This is a genomic window from Streptomyces fodineus, assembly GCF_001735805.1.
GTDB classification, from domain to species: domain Bacteria; phylum Actinomycetota; class Actinomycetes; order Streptomycetales; family Streptomycetaceae; genus Streptomyces; species Streptomyces fodineus.
Map to the genome: position 1 here is coordinate 4765101 of NZ_CP017248.1, position 17087 is coordinate 4782187.

Annotated in this window: 17 protein-coding genes; 5 read left to right on the forward strand and 12 right to left on the reverse strand. The window is 71.5% G+C overall.

Annotated elements, in window-relative coordinates; all coding sequences use genetic code 11:
• Window positions 1-46: 46 nt before the first annotated feature.
• Window positions 47-466, forward strand: coding sequence for a DUF3151 domain-containing protein (locus BFF78_RS20055; protein WP_069779630.1), 420 nt, complete (start codon window positions 47-49; stop codon window positions 464-466).
• A gap of 54 nt (window positions 467-520) precedes the next feature.
• On the opposite strand, the gene BFF78_RS20060 is transcribed toward BFF78_RS20055, so the two are convergent.
• From BFF78_RS20060 to BFF78_RS46925, 8 genes are all read right to left on the reverse strand, one after another.
• A complete protein-coding gene (locus BFF78_RS20060; RefSeq protein WP_069779631.1) occupies window positions 521-1978 on the reverse strand; it encodes an MFS transporter in 1458 nt (485 codons plus the stop codon).
• 69 nt (window positions 1979-2047) lie between these two features.
• On the reverse strand, window positions 2048-3070 hold the full coding sequence (gene fbaA / locus BFF78_RS20065) for a class II fructose-bisphosphate aldolase (RefSeq protein WP_069779632.1): 1023 nt from the start codon (window positions 3068-3070) through the stop codon (window positions 2048-2050).
• A 143-nt stretch (window positions 3071-3213) separates the two neighbouring features.
• Window positions 3214-3762, reverse strand: coding sequence for an orotate phosphoribosyltransferase (gene pyrE / locus BFF78_RS20070; RefSeq protein ID WP_069779633.1), 549 nt, complete (start codon window positions 3760-3762; stop codon window positions 3214-3216).
• A 10-nt stretch (window positions 3763-3772) separates the two neighbouring features.
• Window positions 3773-4561 carry an aldose epimerase family protein gene (locus BFF78_RS20075; protein ID WP_069779634.1) on the reverse strand — a complete coding sequence of 263 codons (789 nt, stop codon included), beginning with the start codon at window positions 4559-4561 and terminating at the stop codon, window positions 3773-3775.
• A 97-nt stretch (window positions 4562-4658) separates the two neighbouring features.
• Window positions 4659-5423: an SRPBCC family protein gene (locus tag BFF78_RS20080; protein ID WP_069779635.1), complete on the reverse strand. Its 765-nt coding sequence runs from the start codon at window positions 5421-5423 to the stop codon at window positions 4659-4661.
• Between the two features lie 99 nt (window positions 5424-5522).
• Window positions 5523-7160 (reverse strand): polyamine aminopropyltransferase, encoded by a 1638-nt coding sequence (locus tag BFF78_RS20085; protein ID WP_069779636.1) that lies wholly within the window; start codon window positions 7158-7160, stop codon window positions 5523-5525.
• Between the two features lie 96 nt (window positions 7161-7256).
• Window positions 7257-7778 carry a DUF2617 family protein gene (locus BFF78_RS20090; protein ID WP_069779637.1) on the reverse strand — a complete coding sequence of 174 codons (522 nt, stop codon included), beginning with the start codon at window positions 7776-7778 and terminating at the stop codon, window positions 7257-7259.
• Between the two features lie 387 nt (window positions 7779-8165).
• Window positions 8166-8555 (reverse strand): hypothetical protein, encoded by a 390-nt coding sequence (locus BFF78_RS46925; RefSeq protein WP_193433501.1) that lies wholly within the window; start codon window positions 8553-8555, stop codon window positions 8166-8168.
• Between the two features lie 118 nt (window positions 8556-8673).
• Here BFF78_RS46925 and BFF78_RS20100 point away from each other — a divergent pair, with 118 nt between their 5' ends.
• Complete coding sequence (locus tag BFF78_RS20100; protein ID WP_069779638.1) at window positions 8674-9858, forward strand: pyridoxal phosphate-dependent aminotransferase; 1185 nt, start codon at window positions 8674-8676, stop codon at window positions 9856-9858.
• A 26-nt stretch (window positions 9859-9884) separates the two neighbouring features.
• On the opposite strand, the gene BFF78_RS46270 is transcribed toward BFF78_RS20100, so the two are convergent.
• Window positions 9885-10064 carry a hypothetical protein gene (locus tag BFF78_RS46270; RefSeq protein ID WP_159033030.1) on the reverse strand — a complete coding sequence of 60 codons (180 nt, stop codon included), beginning with the start codon at window positions 10062-10064 and terminating at the stop codon, window positions 9885-9887.
• 195 nt (window positions 10065-10259) lie between these two features.
• On the opposite strand from BFF78_RS46270, the gene BFF78_RS20105 reads away from it, so the two are divergent.
• Complete coding sequence (locus BFF78_RS20105) at window positions 10260-11453, forward strand: hypothetical protein (RefSeq protein WP_069779639.1); 1194 nt, start codon at window positions 10260-10262, stop codon at window positions 11451-11453.
• A 13-nt stretch (window positions 11454-11466) separates the two neighbouring features.
• On the opposite strand, the gene BFF78_RS20110 is transcribed toward BFF78_RS20105, so the two are convergent.
• Together BFF78_RS20110 and clpB are read right to left on the reverse strand one after the other, a co-directional pair.
• Entirely contained in the window at window positions 11467-12006 is a 540-nt protein-coding gene (locus BFF78_RS20110; protein WP_069779640.1) for a YbjN domain-containing protein, read from the reverse strand.
• A 115-nt stretch (window positions 12007-12121) separates the two neighbouring features.
• Window positions 12122-14743: an ATP-dependent chaperone ClpB gene (gene clpB, locus BFF78_RS20115; protein WP_069779641.1), complete on the reverse strand. Its 2622-nt coding sequence runs from the start codon at window positions 14741-14743 to the stop codon at window positions 12122-12124.
• Between the two features lie 115 nt (window positions 14744-14858).
• Between clpB and BFF78_RS20120 the strand changes: the two genes are divergently transcribed.
• Window positions 14859-15251 (forward strand): pyridoxamine 5'-phosphate oxidase family protein, encoded by a 393-nt coding sequence (locus tag BFF78_RS20120; protein WP_069779642.1) that lies wholly within the window; start codon window positions 14859-14861, stop codon window positions 15249-15251.
• Window positions 15252-15409: 158 nt separating this feature from the next.
• Here BFF78_RS20120 and BFF78_RS20125 read toward each other — a convergent pair whose 3' ends face one another.
• Window positions 15410-15706 (reverse strand): Rieske (2Fe-2S) protein, encoded by a 297-nt coding sequence (locus BFF78_RS20125; protein WP_069779643.1) that lies wholly within the window; start codon window positions 15704-15706, stop codon window positions 15410-15412.
• A gap of 333 nt (window positions 15707-16039) precedes the next feature.
• Between BFF78_RS20125 and BFF78_RS20130 the strand changes: the two genes are divergently transcribed.
• The gene (locus BFF78_RS20130) at window positions 16040-17077 is read left to right on the forward strand and encodes a helix-turn-helix domain-containing protein (RefSeq protein ID WP_079161400.1); all 1038 of its coding nucleotides are present in this window, start codon (window positions 16040-16042) and stop codon (window positions 17075-17077) included.
• Window positions 17078-17087 lie beyond the last annotated feature (10 nt).

Here is a 17087-nt window from a genome sequence, read left to right on the forward strand (position 1 = left end):
CGGAGGCCCCCCGACGTGCCGCCATGGCAAGTGGCAGACTGACTGCATGACGACTCACAAGAACCTGCTGGGCGGCCCGGACCCGACGTACCTGCCGGAGAACGCGGAGGCATACCGTCTGCTGGGCGAGGAGTCCCGGGCGCCCGCCGAGGTCGCGGCGCAGCATCCGACGTTCTCGCTGGCCTGGGCGATGCTCGCGGACGACGCCTTCGAGGCGGGGCGAGTGGTCGAGTCGTACGCGTACGCCCGCACCGGCTATCACCGGGGGCTCGACTCCCTGCGCCGGGCCGGCTGGAAGGGCCACGGCCCCATCCCTTGGAGCCACCGCGCCAATCGCGGCTTCCTGCGCTGCCTCGCCGCCCTCGCCCGCGCGGCCGGTGCAATCGACGAGAAGGACGAGACGGAGCGGTGCTGGCAGTTCCTTCAGGACAGCAGCCCTGAGGCGTACACCGAGCTGAAGCGGTAACGGTCAGAGCAGTTCAACCGAAAAGGTGACCCACAAAGCCGCCCCCGGCCGCCCCTAGCCGCCCCTCCGCTCCCCCTCCAGCGGCGGCGCCGTCACGCAGCCGTGCACGCGGCACTCGGGGTGGCGGCACTCCGGTGCCGGGCGGCGGACCAGGGTGAAGGCCAGCAGGGAGCCGGCCACCAGGACCGCCGCGCAGATCGGCATCGCCCGCCGGAACGCCGCGTCGAAGGCCGACGGCACCCGGTACGCCTCCGGGCCCATCCCCGCGAGCAGGGGCAGCGCGGCGACGGCGACCAGGCCCGCCGCTCTCGCCGCCGCGTTGTTGATGCCGCTGGCCAGGCCCGCACGTGCGGTGTCGACCGAGGCGAGCACCGTCGCCGTCAGAGGGGCCACGAGGGTCACCAGGCCCGTTCCCATGACCAGCAGGGCGGGGAGCACGTCCGTCAGGTAGTCCGCGTCCCTGCCCACCCGCAGCATCAGCAGCATCGCCGCCGCGCAGAGGAGAGGGCCGGCCGTCAGGGGCAGGCGCGGGCCCGTGCGGTCGGCCAGGGCACCCGAGCGGGCGGAGAACAACAGCATCAGGGCCGTCGTCGGAAGCAGCGCCGTACCCGCGGCCAGCGGCGAGTAGCCCGCCACCACCTGCAGCTGCAGCGCGGTGAGGAAGAAGAAGCCGCCGAACGCCGCGTACACGCACAGGGTGACGAGGTTGACGGCCGTGAACTGGCGCGAGGCGAAGATGTCCGGCGGGAGCATCGGCTCCGGGCGGTGCCGCTCCACCTGCACGAAGGCCACCGCCGCCGCCAGACCCGCCACCCCGCTCAGCGTGACCACCACCGTGCCCGCCCGCGCCTCGATCAGCGCGTACGTCAGCAGCGCCAGCGCCAGGGCGCCGAGGGCCGCGCCGAGGACGTCGAAGCGGCCGTGCTTCCCGCCGTCCCTCGACTCCGGGACGTGCCGCAGCGCCACCGGCACGCACAGCAGCGCCAGCGGGACGTTCAGCAGGAACACCCAGCGCCAGCCGGGGCCGGCCACCAGCCAGCCGCCCAGGAACGGGCCGACCGCCGCGCCGATCCCGCCGAAGCCCGACCAGAGTCCCACGGCCCGGCTGCGGTCGTCGGGGTGGAAGGACGACTGGATGATCGCCAGGGAGCCGGGGGTCAGGAGCGCGCCGCCGATGCCTTGCAGGGCCCGGGCGGCGATCAGCACCGGTGCGTTCGGCGACAGGCCGCACAGCAGGGACGCGGCGGCGAACCACGCCACCCCCAGCACGAAGATCTTCCGGCGGCCGTAGCGGTCCCCCAGCGAGCCGCCCAGCAGGATCAGACCGGCCAGCGTCACCATGTACGCGTTGACCGTCCACTGCAGGGCGGCCAGGCTCGCGCCCAGGTCCTCGCCGATGCGCGGGAGCGCCACGTTGACGACGGTGGAGTCCAGCAGCGCCATGCTGGAGCCGAGGACCGTGGTGAACAGGATCCACCTGCCCTGGGGCGAGGTCAGCCGGACATCGGGCACGCCCCCAGGTATACAGCGGCCCGGCGGCCGAGGACAGCCGCCGGGCCCGCCGCGAAACGGACGTACCGCTTACTTGATCTTGTTGCCCGCCGAGCGCAGGTTCTGCGTGGCCTCGACGACACGCGCGGCCATGCTCGCCTCGGCCAGCTTGCCCCAGGTGCGCGGGTCGTAGGCCTTCTTGTTGCCGACCTCGCCGTCGACCTTCAGGACGCCGTCGTAGTTCTGGAACATGTGGGCGGCGACCGGACGGGTGAAGGCGTACTGGGTGTCCGTGTCCAGGTTCATCTTCACGACGCCGTTCTCCAGCGCGGTCAGGATCTCCTGCTCGGTGGAGCCGGAGCCGCCGTGGAAGACGAAGTCGAACGGGGACGCCTTGCCGAACTTGGCGGCCACGCCGTCGTTCAGCTCCTTCAGCAGGTCGGGGCGGAGCACGACGTTGCCCGGCTTGTACACGCCGTGGACGTTGCCGAAGGAGGCGGCCAGCAGGTAGCGGCCCTTCTCGCCGAGGCCCAGGGCCTCCGCCGTACGGATCGCGTCCTCGACCGTCGTGTAGAGGGAGTCGTTGATCTCGTGGGAGACGCCGTCCTCCTCGCCGCCGGTCGGGGTGATCTCGACCTCAAGGATGATCTTGGCGGCGCGGGTGCGCTCCAGCAGCTCCTGGGCGATGGCGAGGTTGTCGGCGAGGGTCTCGGCGGAGCCGTCCCACATGTGGGACTGGAACAGCGGGTTCCGGCCGGCCTTCACGCGCTCCTCGGAGACCGCGATCAGCGGACGCACGTACCCGTCGAGCTTGTCCTTCGGGCAGTGGTCGGTGTGCAGCGCGATGTTGACCGGGTACTTCTCGGCGAGGATGTGCGCGTACTCGGCGAGGGCGACCGCGCCGGTCACCATGTCCTTGCTGTACTGGCCGCCGAGGAACTCGGCACCGCCGGTCGAGATCTGGACGATGCCGTCGCTCTCCGCCTCCGCGAAGCCGCGCAGCGCCGCGTTCAGGGTCTGGCTCGAGGTGACGTTGATGGCCGGGTAGGCGAACTTGCCTGCCTTCGCCCGGTCGAGCATCTCGTTGTAGACCTCGGGGGTTGCGATGGGCATCTGTCCGCTCCTTGTGTTGCGGGTGAGAGGTTCTGCGTTACGGCCCTGACCTAGACCTGGGGGGTGACGTCATCGTCGCGCCCATCTTTCCAGACATGGCGGCCCGGTCGGCGCACCCGTCAAGTCCAGGTCAAACCGCGCGGTCAGTCCAGACCCAGTTCATCCTTCGAGAAGGCGAAACGGTACGGAACACCCGCGCCGGCCTCGATCTTCTCGGCGGCACCGGTCGCGCGGTCCACGATGGTCGCGACGGCGACGACCTCGGCGCCGGCCTCGCGCACGGCCTCCACGGCGGTGAGCGGGGAGCCGCCGGTGGTGGAGGTGTCCTCGACGACCAGGACCCGGCGGCCCTTGATCTCCGGTCCCTCGACCCGCCGCTGGAGCCCGTGCGCCTTCGCCGCCTTGCGTACGACGAACGCGTCCAGCTTCTTGCCGCGCGCGGCGGCGGCGTGCAGCATGGCGGCCGCGACCGGGTCGGCACCCATGGTGAGGCCGCCGACGGCGTCGAACTCCAGGTCCGCGGTCAGATCCAGCAGCACCTGGCCGACCAGCGGGGCGGCCTCGCCGTCGAGGGTGATGCGGCGCAGGTCGACGTAGTAGTCGGCCTCCAGACCCGAGGAAAGGGTCACCTTGCCGTGCACCACGGCCTTGTCCTTGATCTGCTGCAGCAGCGCGCCACGTACGTCCGTCATGCCGACCAGCTTAAGGGCGCCGCCAGCTCCAGGTCGTCGTCGCCTCCAGCGGCTCCAGCGGGGTGACCAGGCGCGGGAGGGTGTTCAGGCCGTTGGGCGGGCCGGTCTGCGGCTCCACGCACACGGCCTCGGCCTGCTCGTCGTAGACGACGACCCATTCCTCGCGGCTGGTCACCTTCAGCTCCAGCTGCCCCGGCCAGGTGAGGGTGACGTCGACGCCGCCGGGCATGCCGAAGCAGTCGTCCCAGGGGCCGGGCCTCGGGTCGATCCGGTTGCCGGTGGGCAGGTGATCGTCCCCGCGCTCCTCCTGCCAGGCCGGTTTGAAGTCGAGCGTGACGTCCTCGCCGCCGAGGTTGCGGTTGAACCACGGGTGCCAGCCGATCTGCGCCGGGAAGGAGTCGTCCCGCGCCTCCACCGACATCGTCAGGGTCAGGCCGTCCTCGGTGAGCGTGACGACGTGGGTGACGCGGCCGGGGTGCGGCCAGGGGTCGACCAGGTCGTACGTGATCACCGCCTCGTTCTCCGCGACGCGCGCGGTGCGCCAGGCGCCGTCGCGGGCGGTGCCGTGGATGGCGTGGGGCGGGGAGTTGAGCGGCATCTGGCGGACGGTGCCGCCGTCCAGGAAGCGGCCGTCTCTGGTGCGGCCGCACCAGGGCACCATCGGGAAGCAGCCGTAGCGGTGCCCTTGCCTCAGCAGTTCCAGGGAGTTGACCTCGAGTCCGCTGATACGGCCGCCGTTGGCGGGGCTGACGCGTACTTCTGCGTTGCCTGCGGTCAGCGTGATGTCTTCGTTACTCACGGGATGACAGTACTGGGAGAGATCGGTTCGGACTTCGGCTGCGGGTCCGTCGTGGCCATGCGAGCAGTTCCCCCCGTCCCTGTCGGAGCGCCTGCGCTCACCGGCGTTTGCGGAGTGCCCGGCTCACGACGATCGCCGACGCCACGACCAGCGCCGCCGCCGGGGCCGCCCAGCGCAGTGCCGAGGTCGCCGTGACCGTCTGCGGCGCCGGGACCGGGGCGTAACGCCCCCGGGGCGGGGCGTGGTCGACCTCCTCCGCGCTACGGCCGATCATCGTGCGGCGGGCATGCGCGGCCTCGGCGGGGGGCTCGCCGGTGTCGGCGAAGTCCTCGGCGAGGCGGTCGGCCGCCGGGTCCAGGGAGGGTGGCGGGATCTCGGTGTCGAAGACGGAGGTGGGCTCGGCCTCGGGCTTCGGCGCCTCGGGCTCCTGCTGCCGTTCTTCCGCAGACGTCGCCAGGTTCTCCACGAAACGGTTCAGCAGGCGGGTCGCGGCGGCGCGCACCGCGTCCTGCGGCAGTTCGGTGATACGGCCGCCGGCGTCCGTGGTGCCCTCGACCGTGACCGTCGTACCGCCCTCGGTGCCGGCGAGGCGCAGGGTGAGGGCGATTTTCACGGTGCCGGTGCCGCGGGCCTCGGTGGCGTCGGCCTCGATGGCGTACGTGCCGTCCTGCTGGGCGGCCACCCGTGCCGTTCCCCGGTAGGTGACGGAGTGTCCGCCGACGCGCAGCTTCAGGCGTCCGGCGACGGGTTCGGCACCGGCGTCCTGCTGCAGACCGGGGACCGCGCGGGCGACGCGCGCGGGGTCGGCGAGGGCGGTCCTGAGCGTGGCGGGCGGGACCGGGACGAAGACCTGGTGCTCCATGTCCGGTGAGCCTACCCAGGTGTGACCGGAAAGTACCCCCGCCCGACCGGCACGTCAGGGCCGTCGTCAGCAGCGCCCTCGGTACCGCGGACGCACCGGTCAGTACCGCGGATGCACCAGCGTCGATGCCGGCAGTCCCGCGATCCGGGTCCGTAGCGCCGCCCGCGCGTCCGCCGTCAGGTCCGCCTGCGTCAGCGTGCGCAGCCGGCCGGCGCCCAGCCGCAGCGGTGGCCGGGTGTGGCCCGGGGCCGCAAGCAGGAACCCCCAGTCGTGCGGGGCGCCGGACGCGCCTGCCGAGCGGTCGGGGCCGGCCGGGAAGCCCGAGTCGCGGCCGAGGACCCGGTAGGGGGAGACGGCGAAGCCCGCCGCGCGGAGGGTCGCGGCGACCGTCCAGAACACGCGGGGGCGGGTGGTGACGGACCCGGCGTGGACGACGAGCCGGCCGCCGCGGGCGAGGACGCGGCGGGTGAGGCCGTAGAACTCCTGGGAGTACAGCTTGGTACTGGCGGTGATGCAGGGATCGGGGAGGTCCGCGATCACCACGTCGTACGACGCGGCGGGCGCCCCGCGCAGCCAGCCGAGGGCGTCGGCCGTGGTGGTGTGGAGGCGGGGGTCGTCGTAGGCGTGGCCGTTGACGGCGGCGAGGCCGGGGTCGTGGCGGGCCAGGCGGACCAGGCCGGGGTCGAGTTCGACGATGTCGAGGCGGCGCACGCCGGGCCGGCGCAGCACCTCGCGGGCGGCCAGGCCGTCGCCGCCGCCGAGGATCAGCACGCGCGCGTGCGGCCCGCCGGTCAGTGCGGGATGGACGAGGGCCTCGTGATAGCGGCGTTCGTCGCGGCCGCCGACGCGGAGCCGGCCGTCCAGGAAGAGGTCGAGGGGCTTGCCGTGGGTGCCGCCGGCGAGCACGACCTCCTGGACGCCGGTCTGTTCGGCGACCCGGACGTCCTTGCCGTAGACGGCGTGCCGCGCGGCGCGTTCGAAGTCGCCGGCGAGGGCCGCGGCGGAGGCGAGGACGCCGAGGACGGTGAGGCCGACGAGGAGCAGGGTCCAGCGGGCCCGCCGGGTCAGGTCGCGGCGGAAGAGGCCGAGGACCAGGGCACCGCCCGCGACGACGTTGACCGTGCCGGTGAGCAGGGCGCCCGTCAACTGGCCGAGGAAGGGCAGGAGAAGGAAGGGGAAGGCGAGGCCTCCGACCAGTGCGCCGACGTAGTCCGCCGCGAACAGGTCGGCCACCGCGCCGCCCGCGTCCTGGTGGCGGATGCGCTGGATCAGCTCCATCAGCAACGGGACTTCGGCGCCGATGAGCAGGCCGATGGCGAGGGAGAAGGCGACCAGCAGGCAGCGGGGGCCCTCGGCCCAGATCCCGCCCCAGCCGCCGGTCCAGGCGAACACGGCGTACAGCGTCATGGCGCTGCATCCGCCGATCAGCGCGAGGGCGGTCTCGATGGCGCCGAAGCCGGCGGCGGCGTGCCAGCGCAGGCGCTTGGCACCGAGGGAGCCGATGCCCATCGCGAACACCATCACGGACAGCACGACCGAGGCCTGGGTGACCGAGTCGCCCATCAAGTACGAGGCGAACGCGACGAGTTCGAGTTCGTACACGAGTCCGCAGGCCGCGCAGACGAAGACGCACACGAGGACCAGAAACCGCCCGGTGCCGGGCCGGACGGGCAGCCGGGCGGGGCCTGTCCAGGAGGGCGGGGCGCCCGGGGGCGCGGGGGCGTGCGGTTCGATCACTCTGCGACGTTACGTCACACGCTCGGTACGCTTCGTCACCCACACGTGTGGATCTGAAGCACTTGACCACGCATGTGTTTATGTCGCCGCACACGTTCATGCCGCGGAGGCCGGCGTGCGCACCCCGACCCTGGTCCGGGTGGCCACCAACTGCCCGTCCTGCGGGTAGGCGTGCCAGGTGCGCCAGTGCACCTGGCCCTCGTGGCGCTGGGCCAGCATCGCGGTGAACGCGTGCGGGCTGCCGGGAAAGACGCCCGCGAGGCCGTGCGGATGGTCGGAGACGAGGGCCAGCAACTCCTGGGCGCGGCCCGCGAACGAGCCGGGTGTGAGCACCTCGACGCGGGCGGCGAACTCGTACTCCCAGTCGCCGACCCGCTTGGCGACGCCGAGCGGCAGCGGGGTGCTGGAGCCGGGGATGCAGGCGACCGTCTCCGAGCAGCCGCCGCGCTTCTCGTCCAGCAGCACCTGATGGGACGCGCCGAGCAGTCTCAACTGGAGCTTGGCTCCGGTGAGTTCCAGGTCGAGGGTGGCCAGGGCCGGCAGCGGCTCGCGTCCCAGGGCCCAGGCCAGGTCGGCAGCCCGTGTATCGGTGTACGAAGTGTTCAGGGTCGTGAGCATGGATCGGCTCCGCTAACACGCGATGAGGGGGGAGATCGGCCATGTCAGCCCAGCCGGCTCGGCCGGGTGGGGAGGTCGCAGTGACGTCCGAGGGGCTGCGTTGGCGGTTTAGAGAGAATCATGAACAGAGGCGCCCCGACAGCGTTTTTACCCAACTTCGTGGGGTTTCCATCCCTCAGAGGGCTCCACTGTTCAACTGTTCAACCATGGCGCACGCGGGGCGCGGGAATGAAGCGGCGAGCGCCGGGCCCCCGGGATGTGTGAACGACGAGCGCGGGCACGGGACACGGGGCACGGGAAACGGCGAGCGCCCGCCGGCTGTCCTCGCCCGGCGAGCGCTCGTGTGCGGCCCGGATACGGTTCCCCCGAAAGCTCAGCTGCCCCGTGTCAGCTGCCTCCCCCGCATCCTCCCCCGCCGCCGCACGACGAACCCCCGCCGCAGGAGGAGTGGCCCCCGCAGGAGGAGTGGCCCCCGCAGGAGTGACCGCCGTGGTGGCCTCCATGGTGGCCGCCGTGGTGACCGCCGTGGTGACCGCCCGACGAACCGGAGTCGGCGCTGCCCGCCCACCAGCTGCCGCTGCCGTCGTACGGCGCGGACGACGAGGACGACGAGGACGACGAGGACGACGAGGACGACGAGGACGACGAACGGTACGACCGGCCCCGGCCGCCCTTGCCGAGCGACACCGCTGACCGGCGCTTCCTGCACTCGCTCCGCAGCGCCCCGATGACCACGAACGCGACCACGATCAGGATGAAGATGATGCCGATGCCCATGGCGTCACCCTCCTTCCGTTCCCCCGAAGCGGCCCCCCGTGGACCGCGGTGACCGGCAGATGCCCGGCCGCCTGGAGGCTCAAAGCAGAGTTGAGGAACTCCAGAGCTTGGGCGCAGGATGACCGGCATGACCTCCAGCGCACGCCCTCACCTCAACCGCCGGCTCGCCGGGTTCGGTACGACGATCTTCGCCGAGATGTCCGCGCTCGCCCTGTCCACGGGGTCGATCAACCTCGGCCAGGGCTTTCCCGACACCGACGGGCCCGAGGAGGTCCGGGAGGCGGCGGTGCGGGCGCTGCGCGAGGGCCGCGGCAACCAGTACCCGCCGGGCCCGGGCATCCCGGAGCTGCGCACCGCGATCGCCGCGCACCAGCAACGCCGCTACGGCCTCTCCTACGACCCCGACACCGAGGTGCTGGTCACGGCGGGCGCCACGGAGGCGATCGCGGCCTCGCTGCTGGCGCTGGTGGAGCCGGGCGACGAGGTCGTGGCCCTGGAGCCGTACTACGACTCCTACGCGGCGAGCATCGCGCTGGCGGGCGGCACGCGCGTACCGGTGACCCTGCGCCCGCACGACGGCAGTTTCCGCCTCGACCTGGACGAGCTGCGCGCCGCCGTCACCGACCGCACCCGGCTGCTGCTGATCAACACCCCGCACAATCCGACCGGTGCGGTCCTCACCCGCGCGGAGCTGGCCGCGATCGCCGAGCTGGCGGTCGAGCGGGATCTGCTGGTGGTCACCGACGAGGTCTACGAGCACCTGGTCTTCGGCGACGCCGAGCACCTCCCGCTCGCCTCCTTCCCCGGCATGCGCGAACGCACGGTGACGATCGGCTCGGCCGGCAAGACGTTCTCCTTCACCGGCTGGAAGGTCGGCTGGGTCACGGCGACGCCCGGACTGGTCACCGCGGTCCGCTCGGTCAAGCAGTTCCTGACGTACGTCTCCTCGGGCCCCTTCCAGTACGCGGTGGCCGAGGCGCTCGCCCTGCCCGACTCCTACTTCGAGGACTTCCGCCGCTCCATGCTGGCCCGACGGGACATCCTCGCGAAGGGCCTGACGGAGGCGGGCTTCGAGGTCTTCGTCCCGGCCGGCACCTACTTCATCACCACCGACATCCGCCCCCTCGGCGAGAAGGACGGCTTCGCCTTCTGCCGCACCCTGCCGGGACGGGCGGGCGTCGTGGCGATCCCCAACGCCGTCTTCTACGACGACCGGGAGGCGGGGGCACCGTTCGTGCGGTTCGCGTTCTGCAAGCGGGAGGAAGTTCTGCGGGAGGCGGCGGAGCGGCTGCGGGCCATCTGAGAGCGCCTCGTGCAGGGGCCCGCGGGCTAAGAGTCCGGCTGCTCAGCGCTCCCGGTGTCGCGGGGCGGTGCCACGGCGGCCGGCGCATTCCCGGGTATGCGGTATCCCTCTGCCTCCAGTCGTACGGCGATCTCGGGCATCGTCAGCCCCTCGGCACGCAGCTCGTACATCCGGCGAGTGAGAGCGGGGACGGGTGCGTCGGTCATGCTCAGCACCGTACGGGGAGGGTCTGACAGTGGAGCCCGGCTGCGGGCACGTCCCGGCCGCGGCGCAGCCGCATGGCGATGCGGCTCCGCTCCCCGTCGAGGGCGCTGCACGGAGCAGCCGAATCAGTGAACCCACGCTCCACTCGGCCGCCACCTGCTCGCATCGGCGCCCCCGCCCTTGCAGGGTGCTCAGATGTGACCCACGCCAGCACCACCCTCGCCTCGCCCGTAGCCGCGCCGAAGCCGGCGCAGCGCGCCCGTACCTGGCGGTCCCTCGTGCGAGCGAGCGGGGTCGCCGTAGGGCTCTTCCTCGGCGCCCGGCTCAGCGGGGCCGTCGTGCTCGCGCTGGCCGCGCATGCCGCCGGCAAGCACCCGCTGACGCTGCTCGCCCGGTCCTGGGACTCGATCTGGTACCTGGGCATCGCCGCGCACGGCTACGGCCACGACCTGCCCTCGCACGACCCGGGCCCGCACAGCGACCTCGCGTTCTTCCCGCTGTACCCGGTGCTGGTGCGGGCGGTGACCGCGCTGGCCCCGCTCGGCGGGGGCGCCGCCGGACTGCTGATCTCGTGGGCCGCGGCCGCGCTGGCCGCCGCCGGGATCCACGCGGTGGGCTCCCGGCTGCACGGGCGGGCCACCGGGATCGCGCTGGTGCTGCTGTGGGGGCTGCTGCCGCACGCGGTGGTGCTGTCGATGGCGTACACCGAGCCGGTGCTGACCGCGTTCGCGGCCTGGTCGCTGTATGCGGTGCTGGCCGGGAACTGGCTGTGGGCGGGCTCGCTCGCGGCGCTGGCGGGGCTGGCCCGGCCGAACGGGTTCGCGGTCGCCGCCGCGGTGCTGGCCGCGGCCGGGGCCGAGGTGTGGCGGCGACGCGGAAAGGTTTCCCACAGGCTGTGGACGGGCGCGGCGCTCGCCCCGCTGGGCTGGACGGCGTACGTGCTGTGGGTGGGCCTGCGCAAGGGGGATGTGCCGGGCGGCTACTTCGAGGTGCAGCGGCTGTGGGGGTCGACGTTCGACTTCGGGCGGGGCTCGGCGCAGTTCCTGCGCGCGATGCTGCTGCACGGCAGCCGGTTCGTCTTCCCGATGGCGCTGGCGCTGGTCGCGGCGGCGACGGTGCTGTACGCACTGCTGCTGCTGGACCGCGCTCCGCTGCCGCTGCTCGTGTACGGCGGGATGCTGCTGCTGATCGCGCTCGGCGGGTCGGGCTTCTTCGAGTCCAAGCCGCGGTTCCTGCTGCCGGCGTTCCCGCTGCTGCTGCCGCTCGCCCGGGTGCTGGTGCGAACGGCGAAAACCCGGCCCTGGCACGCGACCGTGCTGGTCGCGACCCTGGCCGGGCTCAGCTATCTCTACGGCGCGTACCTGGTGGTGTACGCGCAGACACCGCTGTAGGCCGCTGCCGGCCCTACTCCGCGTCGTCCTCGGGGTTCTCGGGCTTGTCCGCCTCGTTGACCTCCTCCTCCAGGCCGAGCTGCTCGACGAGCCACCGGTCGAACTCGATGGCGGCCCGCACCCAGCTGACGGTCGAGGAGACGAAGTGGTTGATGTCGACGCCCGTGCCGATCAGCATCTGGGCCTCGCCGATCAGCCGGACGGTGCCGTCGTCGTGGGTGTGGGTGTACACCTTGGGCCACAGCGTGCGGCGGTTCCAGTCGTCGACGGACTCCAGGAGCTGGGGCTTCTCGTCGATCTGGTGCGGGCGGTCGTAGAAGGTCCGCACCGAGAAGACGGCCTGGTCGGCCTCCCCGCGGAACATGAAGTAGGTGCGGAACTGCTCCCACGGGGCCGCGAGGTCGCCTTCCTCGTCGACGACGTACTTCAGCTCCATCTGGTCGAGGAGCTGCTTCACGAGGTCCTGATCCGGGAGGACGGGGCCGGCCGGTCCCTGGGGCTCAGGTTCGGGCTGGCCCCCGAAGTTCGGAATCGAGGACGGGTCGATGCTCACCGTGTTTTTCCCTTCATGCGGATTCCGCCATCCTCCCCCATGCGGGGAGGGGCCTGGCAAGCCCAGGCGGAACCTGTCAGCCTTTGGCCGGCATGATCCGTCTGGTCGGGTGGAGTCACAGCGTCTTCCCCGTCGCCGGTCCCACCAGCAGCCCCTCGCCGAAGCGGTCGACGCGGACCGTGTCACCGTCCTTGATCTCGCCGGAGAGGATCTCCTTGGCGAGGCGGTCGCCGATGGCGGTCTGGACGAGGCGGCGCAGCGGGCGGGCGCCGTAGGCCGGGTCCAGGCCCTCCTCCGCGAGCCAGGCCAGCGCGTCGGGGGTGACCTCCAGGGTGAGCCGGCGTTCGGCCAGGCGCCGGCCCAGGCGGCCGATCTGGAGCTCTGCGATCCGCTCCAGCTCGGGCTTGGTCAGCGCCGAGAAGACCACCAGGTCGTCGAGCCGGTTGAGGAACTCCGGCTTGAAGGAGACCCGGACCGCCTCCAGGACCTGTTCCCTCTTCTCCGCCTCGGACGTCAGAGGGTCGATCAGGAACTGGCTGCCCAGGTTGGAGGTGAGCACCAGGATGGTGTTGCGGAAGTCGACCGTGCGGCCCTGACCGTCGGTCAGACGGCCGTCGTCCAGCACCTGGAGGAGGATGTCGAAGACCTCGGGATGGGCCTTCTCCACCTCGTCCAGCAGCACGACGGAGTACGGGCGGCGGCGGACCGCCTCGGTCAGCTGGCCGCCCTCCTCGTAGCCCACGTACCCGGGAGGCGCGCCGACCAGCCGGGCCACGCTGTGCTTCTCGCCGTACTCCGACATGTCGATGCGGACCATGGCCCGCTCGTCGTCGAACAGGAAGTCGGCGAGGGCCTTGGCGAGTTCGGTCTTGCCCACGCCCGTCGGGCCGAGGAAGAGGAAGGATCCGGTGGGCCGGTCGGGGTCGGCGATGCCCGCGCGGGAGCGTCGTACGGCGTCCGAGACCGCGCGTACGGCCTCGGTCTGGCCGATGAGCCGCTTGCCCAGCTCGTCCTCCATGCGCAGCAGTTTCTGCGTCTCGCCCTCCAGCAGGCGGCCGGCCGGGATGCCGGTCCAGGCGGCGACGACGTCGGCGATGTCGTCGGAGCCGACCTCGTCCTTGACCATCGTGTCCTTGGCGCCCCCGCCGGAGGCGGAGGATGTCAACGCCTCCTCGGCCTCGGAGGCGGCCTCCAACTCCTTCTCCAGCTGCGGGATCTCGCCGTACAGCAGCTTGGCGGCGGTGTCGAAGTCGCCGTCGCGCTGGGCGCGTTCGGCCTGGCCGCGCAGGTCGTCCAGGCGCTCCTTGAGCTCACCGACGCGGTTGAGGGACTGCTTCTCCTTCTCCCAGCGGGCGGTCAGGCCCCGCAGCTCCTCCTCCTTGTCGGCGAGGTCGCGGCGCAGCTTCTCCAGGCGGGCGACGGAGGCCGGGTCGGTCTCCTTGCCGATCGCCAGCTCCTCCATCTTCAGCCGGTCGACGGCACGCTGGAGTTCGTCGATCTCGACGGGGGACGAGTCGATCTCCATACGGAGGCGGGAGGCGGCCTCGTCGACCAGGTCGATGGCCTTGTCGGGCAGGAAGCGGGAGGTGATGTACCGGTCCGAGAGGGTGGCCGCCGCCACCAGCGCGCTGTCGGCGATCTGCACCTTGTGGTGGGCCTCGTACCGGCCCTTCAGGCCGCGCAGGATCGCGATGGTGTCCTCGACGCTCGGCTCGGCGACCAGCACCTGCTGGAAGCGCCGCTCCAGCGCCGGGTCCTTCTCGATCCGCTCCCGGTACTCGTCCAGGGTGGTGGCGCCGACCATGCGCAGCTCGCCACGGGCCAGCATCGGCTTGAGCATGTTCCCGGCGTCCATGGCGGAGTCGCCGCCCGCGCCGGCGCCCACGACGGTGTGCAGCTCGTCGATGAAGGTGATGATCTGCCCGTCGGAGTCCTTGATCTCGGCGAGGACGGCCTTCAGCCGCTCCTCGAACTCGCCGCGGTACTTGGCACCGGCGACCATGGCCCCGAGGTCGAGCGCGACGAGCCGCTTGTCCTTGAGGGATTCGGGCACGTCCCCCTTGACGATCCGCTGCGCGAGCCCTTCGACCACGGCGGTCTTGCCGACGCCGGGCTCGCCGATGAGCACGGGGTTGTTCTTCGTACGACGGCTCAGCACCTGCACGACCCGCCGGATCTCCTGGTCCCGCCCGATGACCGGATCCAGCCGGCCCTCGCGGGCGGCGGCGGTGAAGTCGGTGCCGAACTTCTCCAGGGCCTTGTACTGGCCCTCGGGGTCGGCGGTGGTCACGCGGCGTCCTCCCCTGGCCTTCTTGAAGGCCTCCAGCAGCTTCTTCGCGTCCGCGCCCTGCCGGGTCAGCAGCTCGCCGGCCGCCCCGCCCTTGGCGGCGATGCCGATGAGCAGATGCTCGGTCGACAGGTACTCGTCACCGAGCTCCTTGGCGCGCTCGCCGGCGTCGGCGATCACGGCCAGCAGCTCGCGGTTGGGCTGCGGGGGCGCCACGGTGGATCCGGTCACGCTGGGCAGCCCGCCCAGCAGCTTCTCCGCGCCGGCGCGCACGGCGGCCTGGTCCGCCTCGACGGCCGCGAGCAGGTCGGTGATGTTCTCGTTCTCCTGCCCCTCAAGCAGCGCCAACAGCAGGTGAGCAGGGGTGAGGTCCGGGTGCCCCTCGGTCACGGCCCGGTTGCCGGCCGCGTTGATCGCGTCCCGGCTCCTGTTGGTCAGCTCGGCGTCCACGTCGTCCGTTCTCCTCCTCGTCCACTCTCCACTGCTGACTTAATCAGCGTACACAAAGTTGAGTCTATTCCGCTCAAGATGGGGAAAGGTGCGCCCGCACGGCTAGTTTTCAGGCATGGCGAACCACTCTGAGCAGTACCTGGAGTTCTGGCGGGAACGCCACCTGTGCACCCTGACGACCCTCCGGCCCGACGGCAGTCCGCACGTGGTGCCGGTGGGGGTGACGTACGACGCGGAGGCCGGGCTGGCCAGGGTGATCACCAATGGGACCAGCGCGAAGGTAGGGCACGTGCGCGCGGCCGGGGCCGAGGGCGCCCGGGTCGCGGTGTGCCAGGTGGACGGCCGGCGCTGGGCCACGCTGGAGGGGCGGGCGAGGGTCCGCACGGAACCGGACCGGGTGGCGGAGGCGGTGCGCCGCTACGCCGAGCGCTACCAGCGGACACCGGGGCCGAATCCAGCGCGCGTGGTGATCGAGATAGCGGTGGAGCGGGCTCTGGGGAACGGCTGAGACTGCAGAAAACTTTCGGCCACCCTGGGAGCGCACCCATACCGCGAAATGACCTGCAATATCCCCAGAAAACTGCAGCGGCGTCACCGTGTTCAGGTCACGGTGACGCCGCTGCGGGGGGAAGCACCTGAGCGATCTTTTACGACGGGGGAATCGCGTCAGGCACTGCGGGGGGTGGCCGAGATGGTCCTCAGGTCCTGGTCCGTCGGCTCGGCGAGCCGGTGGTCCCGCTGGTCAAGGTTGACAAAGATCATTCCGTACCGGATGGCACATCGCACCGGCTGGGGCGCGCCACGCGGCTTGCGCAGGCACCGGTAGGCTCGCACGTCCTCGTCCTCGTCGCGCGTCACGACGACCGGCTCTCCGAACACGGTCACCATCAGGGAGTCACCGCTGTGGGGGATGGCGGTGACCAGGTCGATGAAGTGCCAGCCCGAGCGGTAGGCGGTGGCCATTTCTCGACGGAAGGAGCGGTCGTCGGGTGGCGTAGTCACGTCAGCTCCACGCACTGTCGTCGGCGCCGACAACACCGCCACCCCCGACGCCCGGCGAAGCGGCCGTCAGTGACCAGGCACTGTCCGCCCGTGTCTCGGCCTTCGTGCCGGAGAGGCCACTCAGCGATCCGAAGGCCACAACGGCGGAGAAGGCGGCGACAAGCACCGAGCGAAGCATTCTCTTACGCATAGTCGGCTTCGTCCTCACTTGAAGGTCCCCTCTTCCCCCGTCGAATAAGACGATGGCTCATTCGGGCACGTCATGGCCACACAATCAGTGCATCATGTTCCTGCATGTTCAGGACCCTGGGGGGTGGAGATTTGGCAGCGAATCGGACTAACACGACACATCCCCACGCGGTGACCGAGCTGTGCGAGGAAGGTGGGCGACTGTACGCAAACGCGCTCCGCACGGGGCGTATCGCCCGAGCGGACGTGGAACCCGCTCCATGCCTCATGGAGTTCGCCCTGCTCCACCCCGATCCCGACGATCCGAACTGGCTGCGCCCGGTCCCCCCGTCGGTGGCCCTGGCGCAACGGCTCAATCCGCTGGAGCGCGAGATCACCGAGCGCCGGCGGCTGTCCATCGAACTGGCCGATGCTTTCGAGCCGTTCATGGCGCTCAGCGCCCAGGTGACCGCCTCCACGCACTCGATCACCGTATTGGAGGGCCTCGATCGCATCAACGCGGCGCTCGACCTCGCCACCGCGCAGTGCCAGAACGAGATGCTCACGGTCCAGCCGAGCCACCGCCACCCCGAGCGCAGGCTGGTCGAGGCGCTGGAACGCGACAGGCCGCTGACCGAGCGCGGGGTGCGGATCCGTACCCTCTACCAGCACACGGCGCGGTACAGCCCCGAGAGACTCGCCTACGTCGGCCAGTTCACCGACGGGAAGGCGGAGTACCGCACCATCGACGAACTGGTCGAACGGCTCATCATCTGCGACGAGGCGGTCGCCTTCATCCCCATACGGGAGGACCGGCAGGTCGCCCTGGAACTGCGCCACCCGGGCCTCGTCCACTACCTCATCAAGGTCTTCGAGTTCATGTGGAGCCGCGCGGTCCCGCTGAGCGCCGGCACCCCCTACGAGACCGCCCCCGACGGCATCACGGACATCCAGCACTCCATCGCCAAGCTCCTCGTGGAAGGCCACGTGGACGAGGCGATCGCCCGCCGCCTGGGCATGAACGTCCGTACCTGCCGGGCGCACATCGCCAAGCTCGCGACCGCCCTGGGCAGCGGCAGCCGGGCCCAGCTCGGCTATCTGATCGCCCAGTCGGGCATCCTGGACAAGGACACCACGCGGCCGGATCCGGGCGACCGCGAGTGAACCGCGCACG

Bases quoted from the DNA above. Each gene is read 5' to 3' on its own strand.
- fbaA (WP_069779632.1), bottom strand. From the start codon at position 3,070: ATGCCCATCGCAACCCCCGAGGTCTACAACGAGATGCTCGACCGGGCG.
- BFF78_RS20100 (WP_069779638.1), top strand. From the start codon at position 8,674: ATGACCGGCATGACCTCCAGCGCACGCCCTCACCTCAACCGCCGGCTC.
- BFF78_RS46270 (WP_159033030.1), bottom strand. From the start codon at position 10,064: ATGACCGACGCACCCGTCCCCGCTCTCACTCGCCGGATGTACGAGCTG.
- BFF78_RS20080 (WP_069779635.1), bottom strand. From the start codon at position 5,423: ATGGAGCACCAGGTCTTCGTCCCGGTCCCGCCCGCCACGCTCAGGACC.
- BFF78_RS20125 (WP_069779643.1), bottom strand. From the start codon at position 15,706: ATGGCCACCGCCTACCGCTCGGGCTGGCACTTCATCGACCTGGTCACC.
- BFF78_RS20055 (WP_069779630.1), top strand. From the start codon at position 47: ATGACGACTCACAAGAACCTGCTGGGCGGCCCGGACCCGACGTACCTG.
- BFF78_RS20120 (WP_069779642.1), top strand. From the start codon at position 14,859: ATGGCGAACCACTCTGAGCAGTACCTGGAGTTCTGGCGGGAACGCCAC.
- BFF78_RS46925 (WP_193433501.1), bottom strand. From the start codon at position 8,555: ATGGGCATCGGCATCATCTTCATCCTGATCGTGGTCGCGTTCGTGGTC.
- BFF78_RS20090 (WP_069779637.1), bottom strand. From the start codon at position 7,778: ATGCTCACGACCCTGAACACTTCGTACACCGATACACGGGCTGCCGAC.
- pyrE (WP_069779633.1), bottom strand. From the start codon at position 3,762: ATGACGGACGTACGTGGCGCGCTGCTGCAGCAGATCAAGGACAAGGCC.
- BFF78_RS20130 (WP_079161400.1), top strand. From the start codon at position 16,040: ATGTTCAGGACCCTGGGGGGTGGAGATTTGGCAGCGAATCGGACTAAC.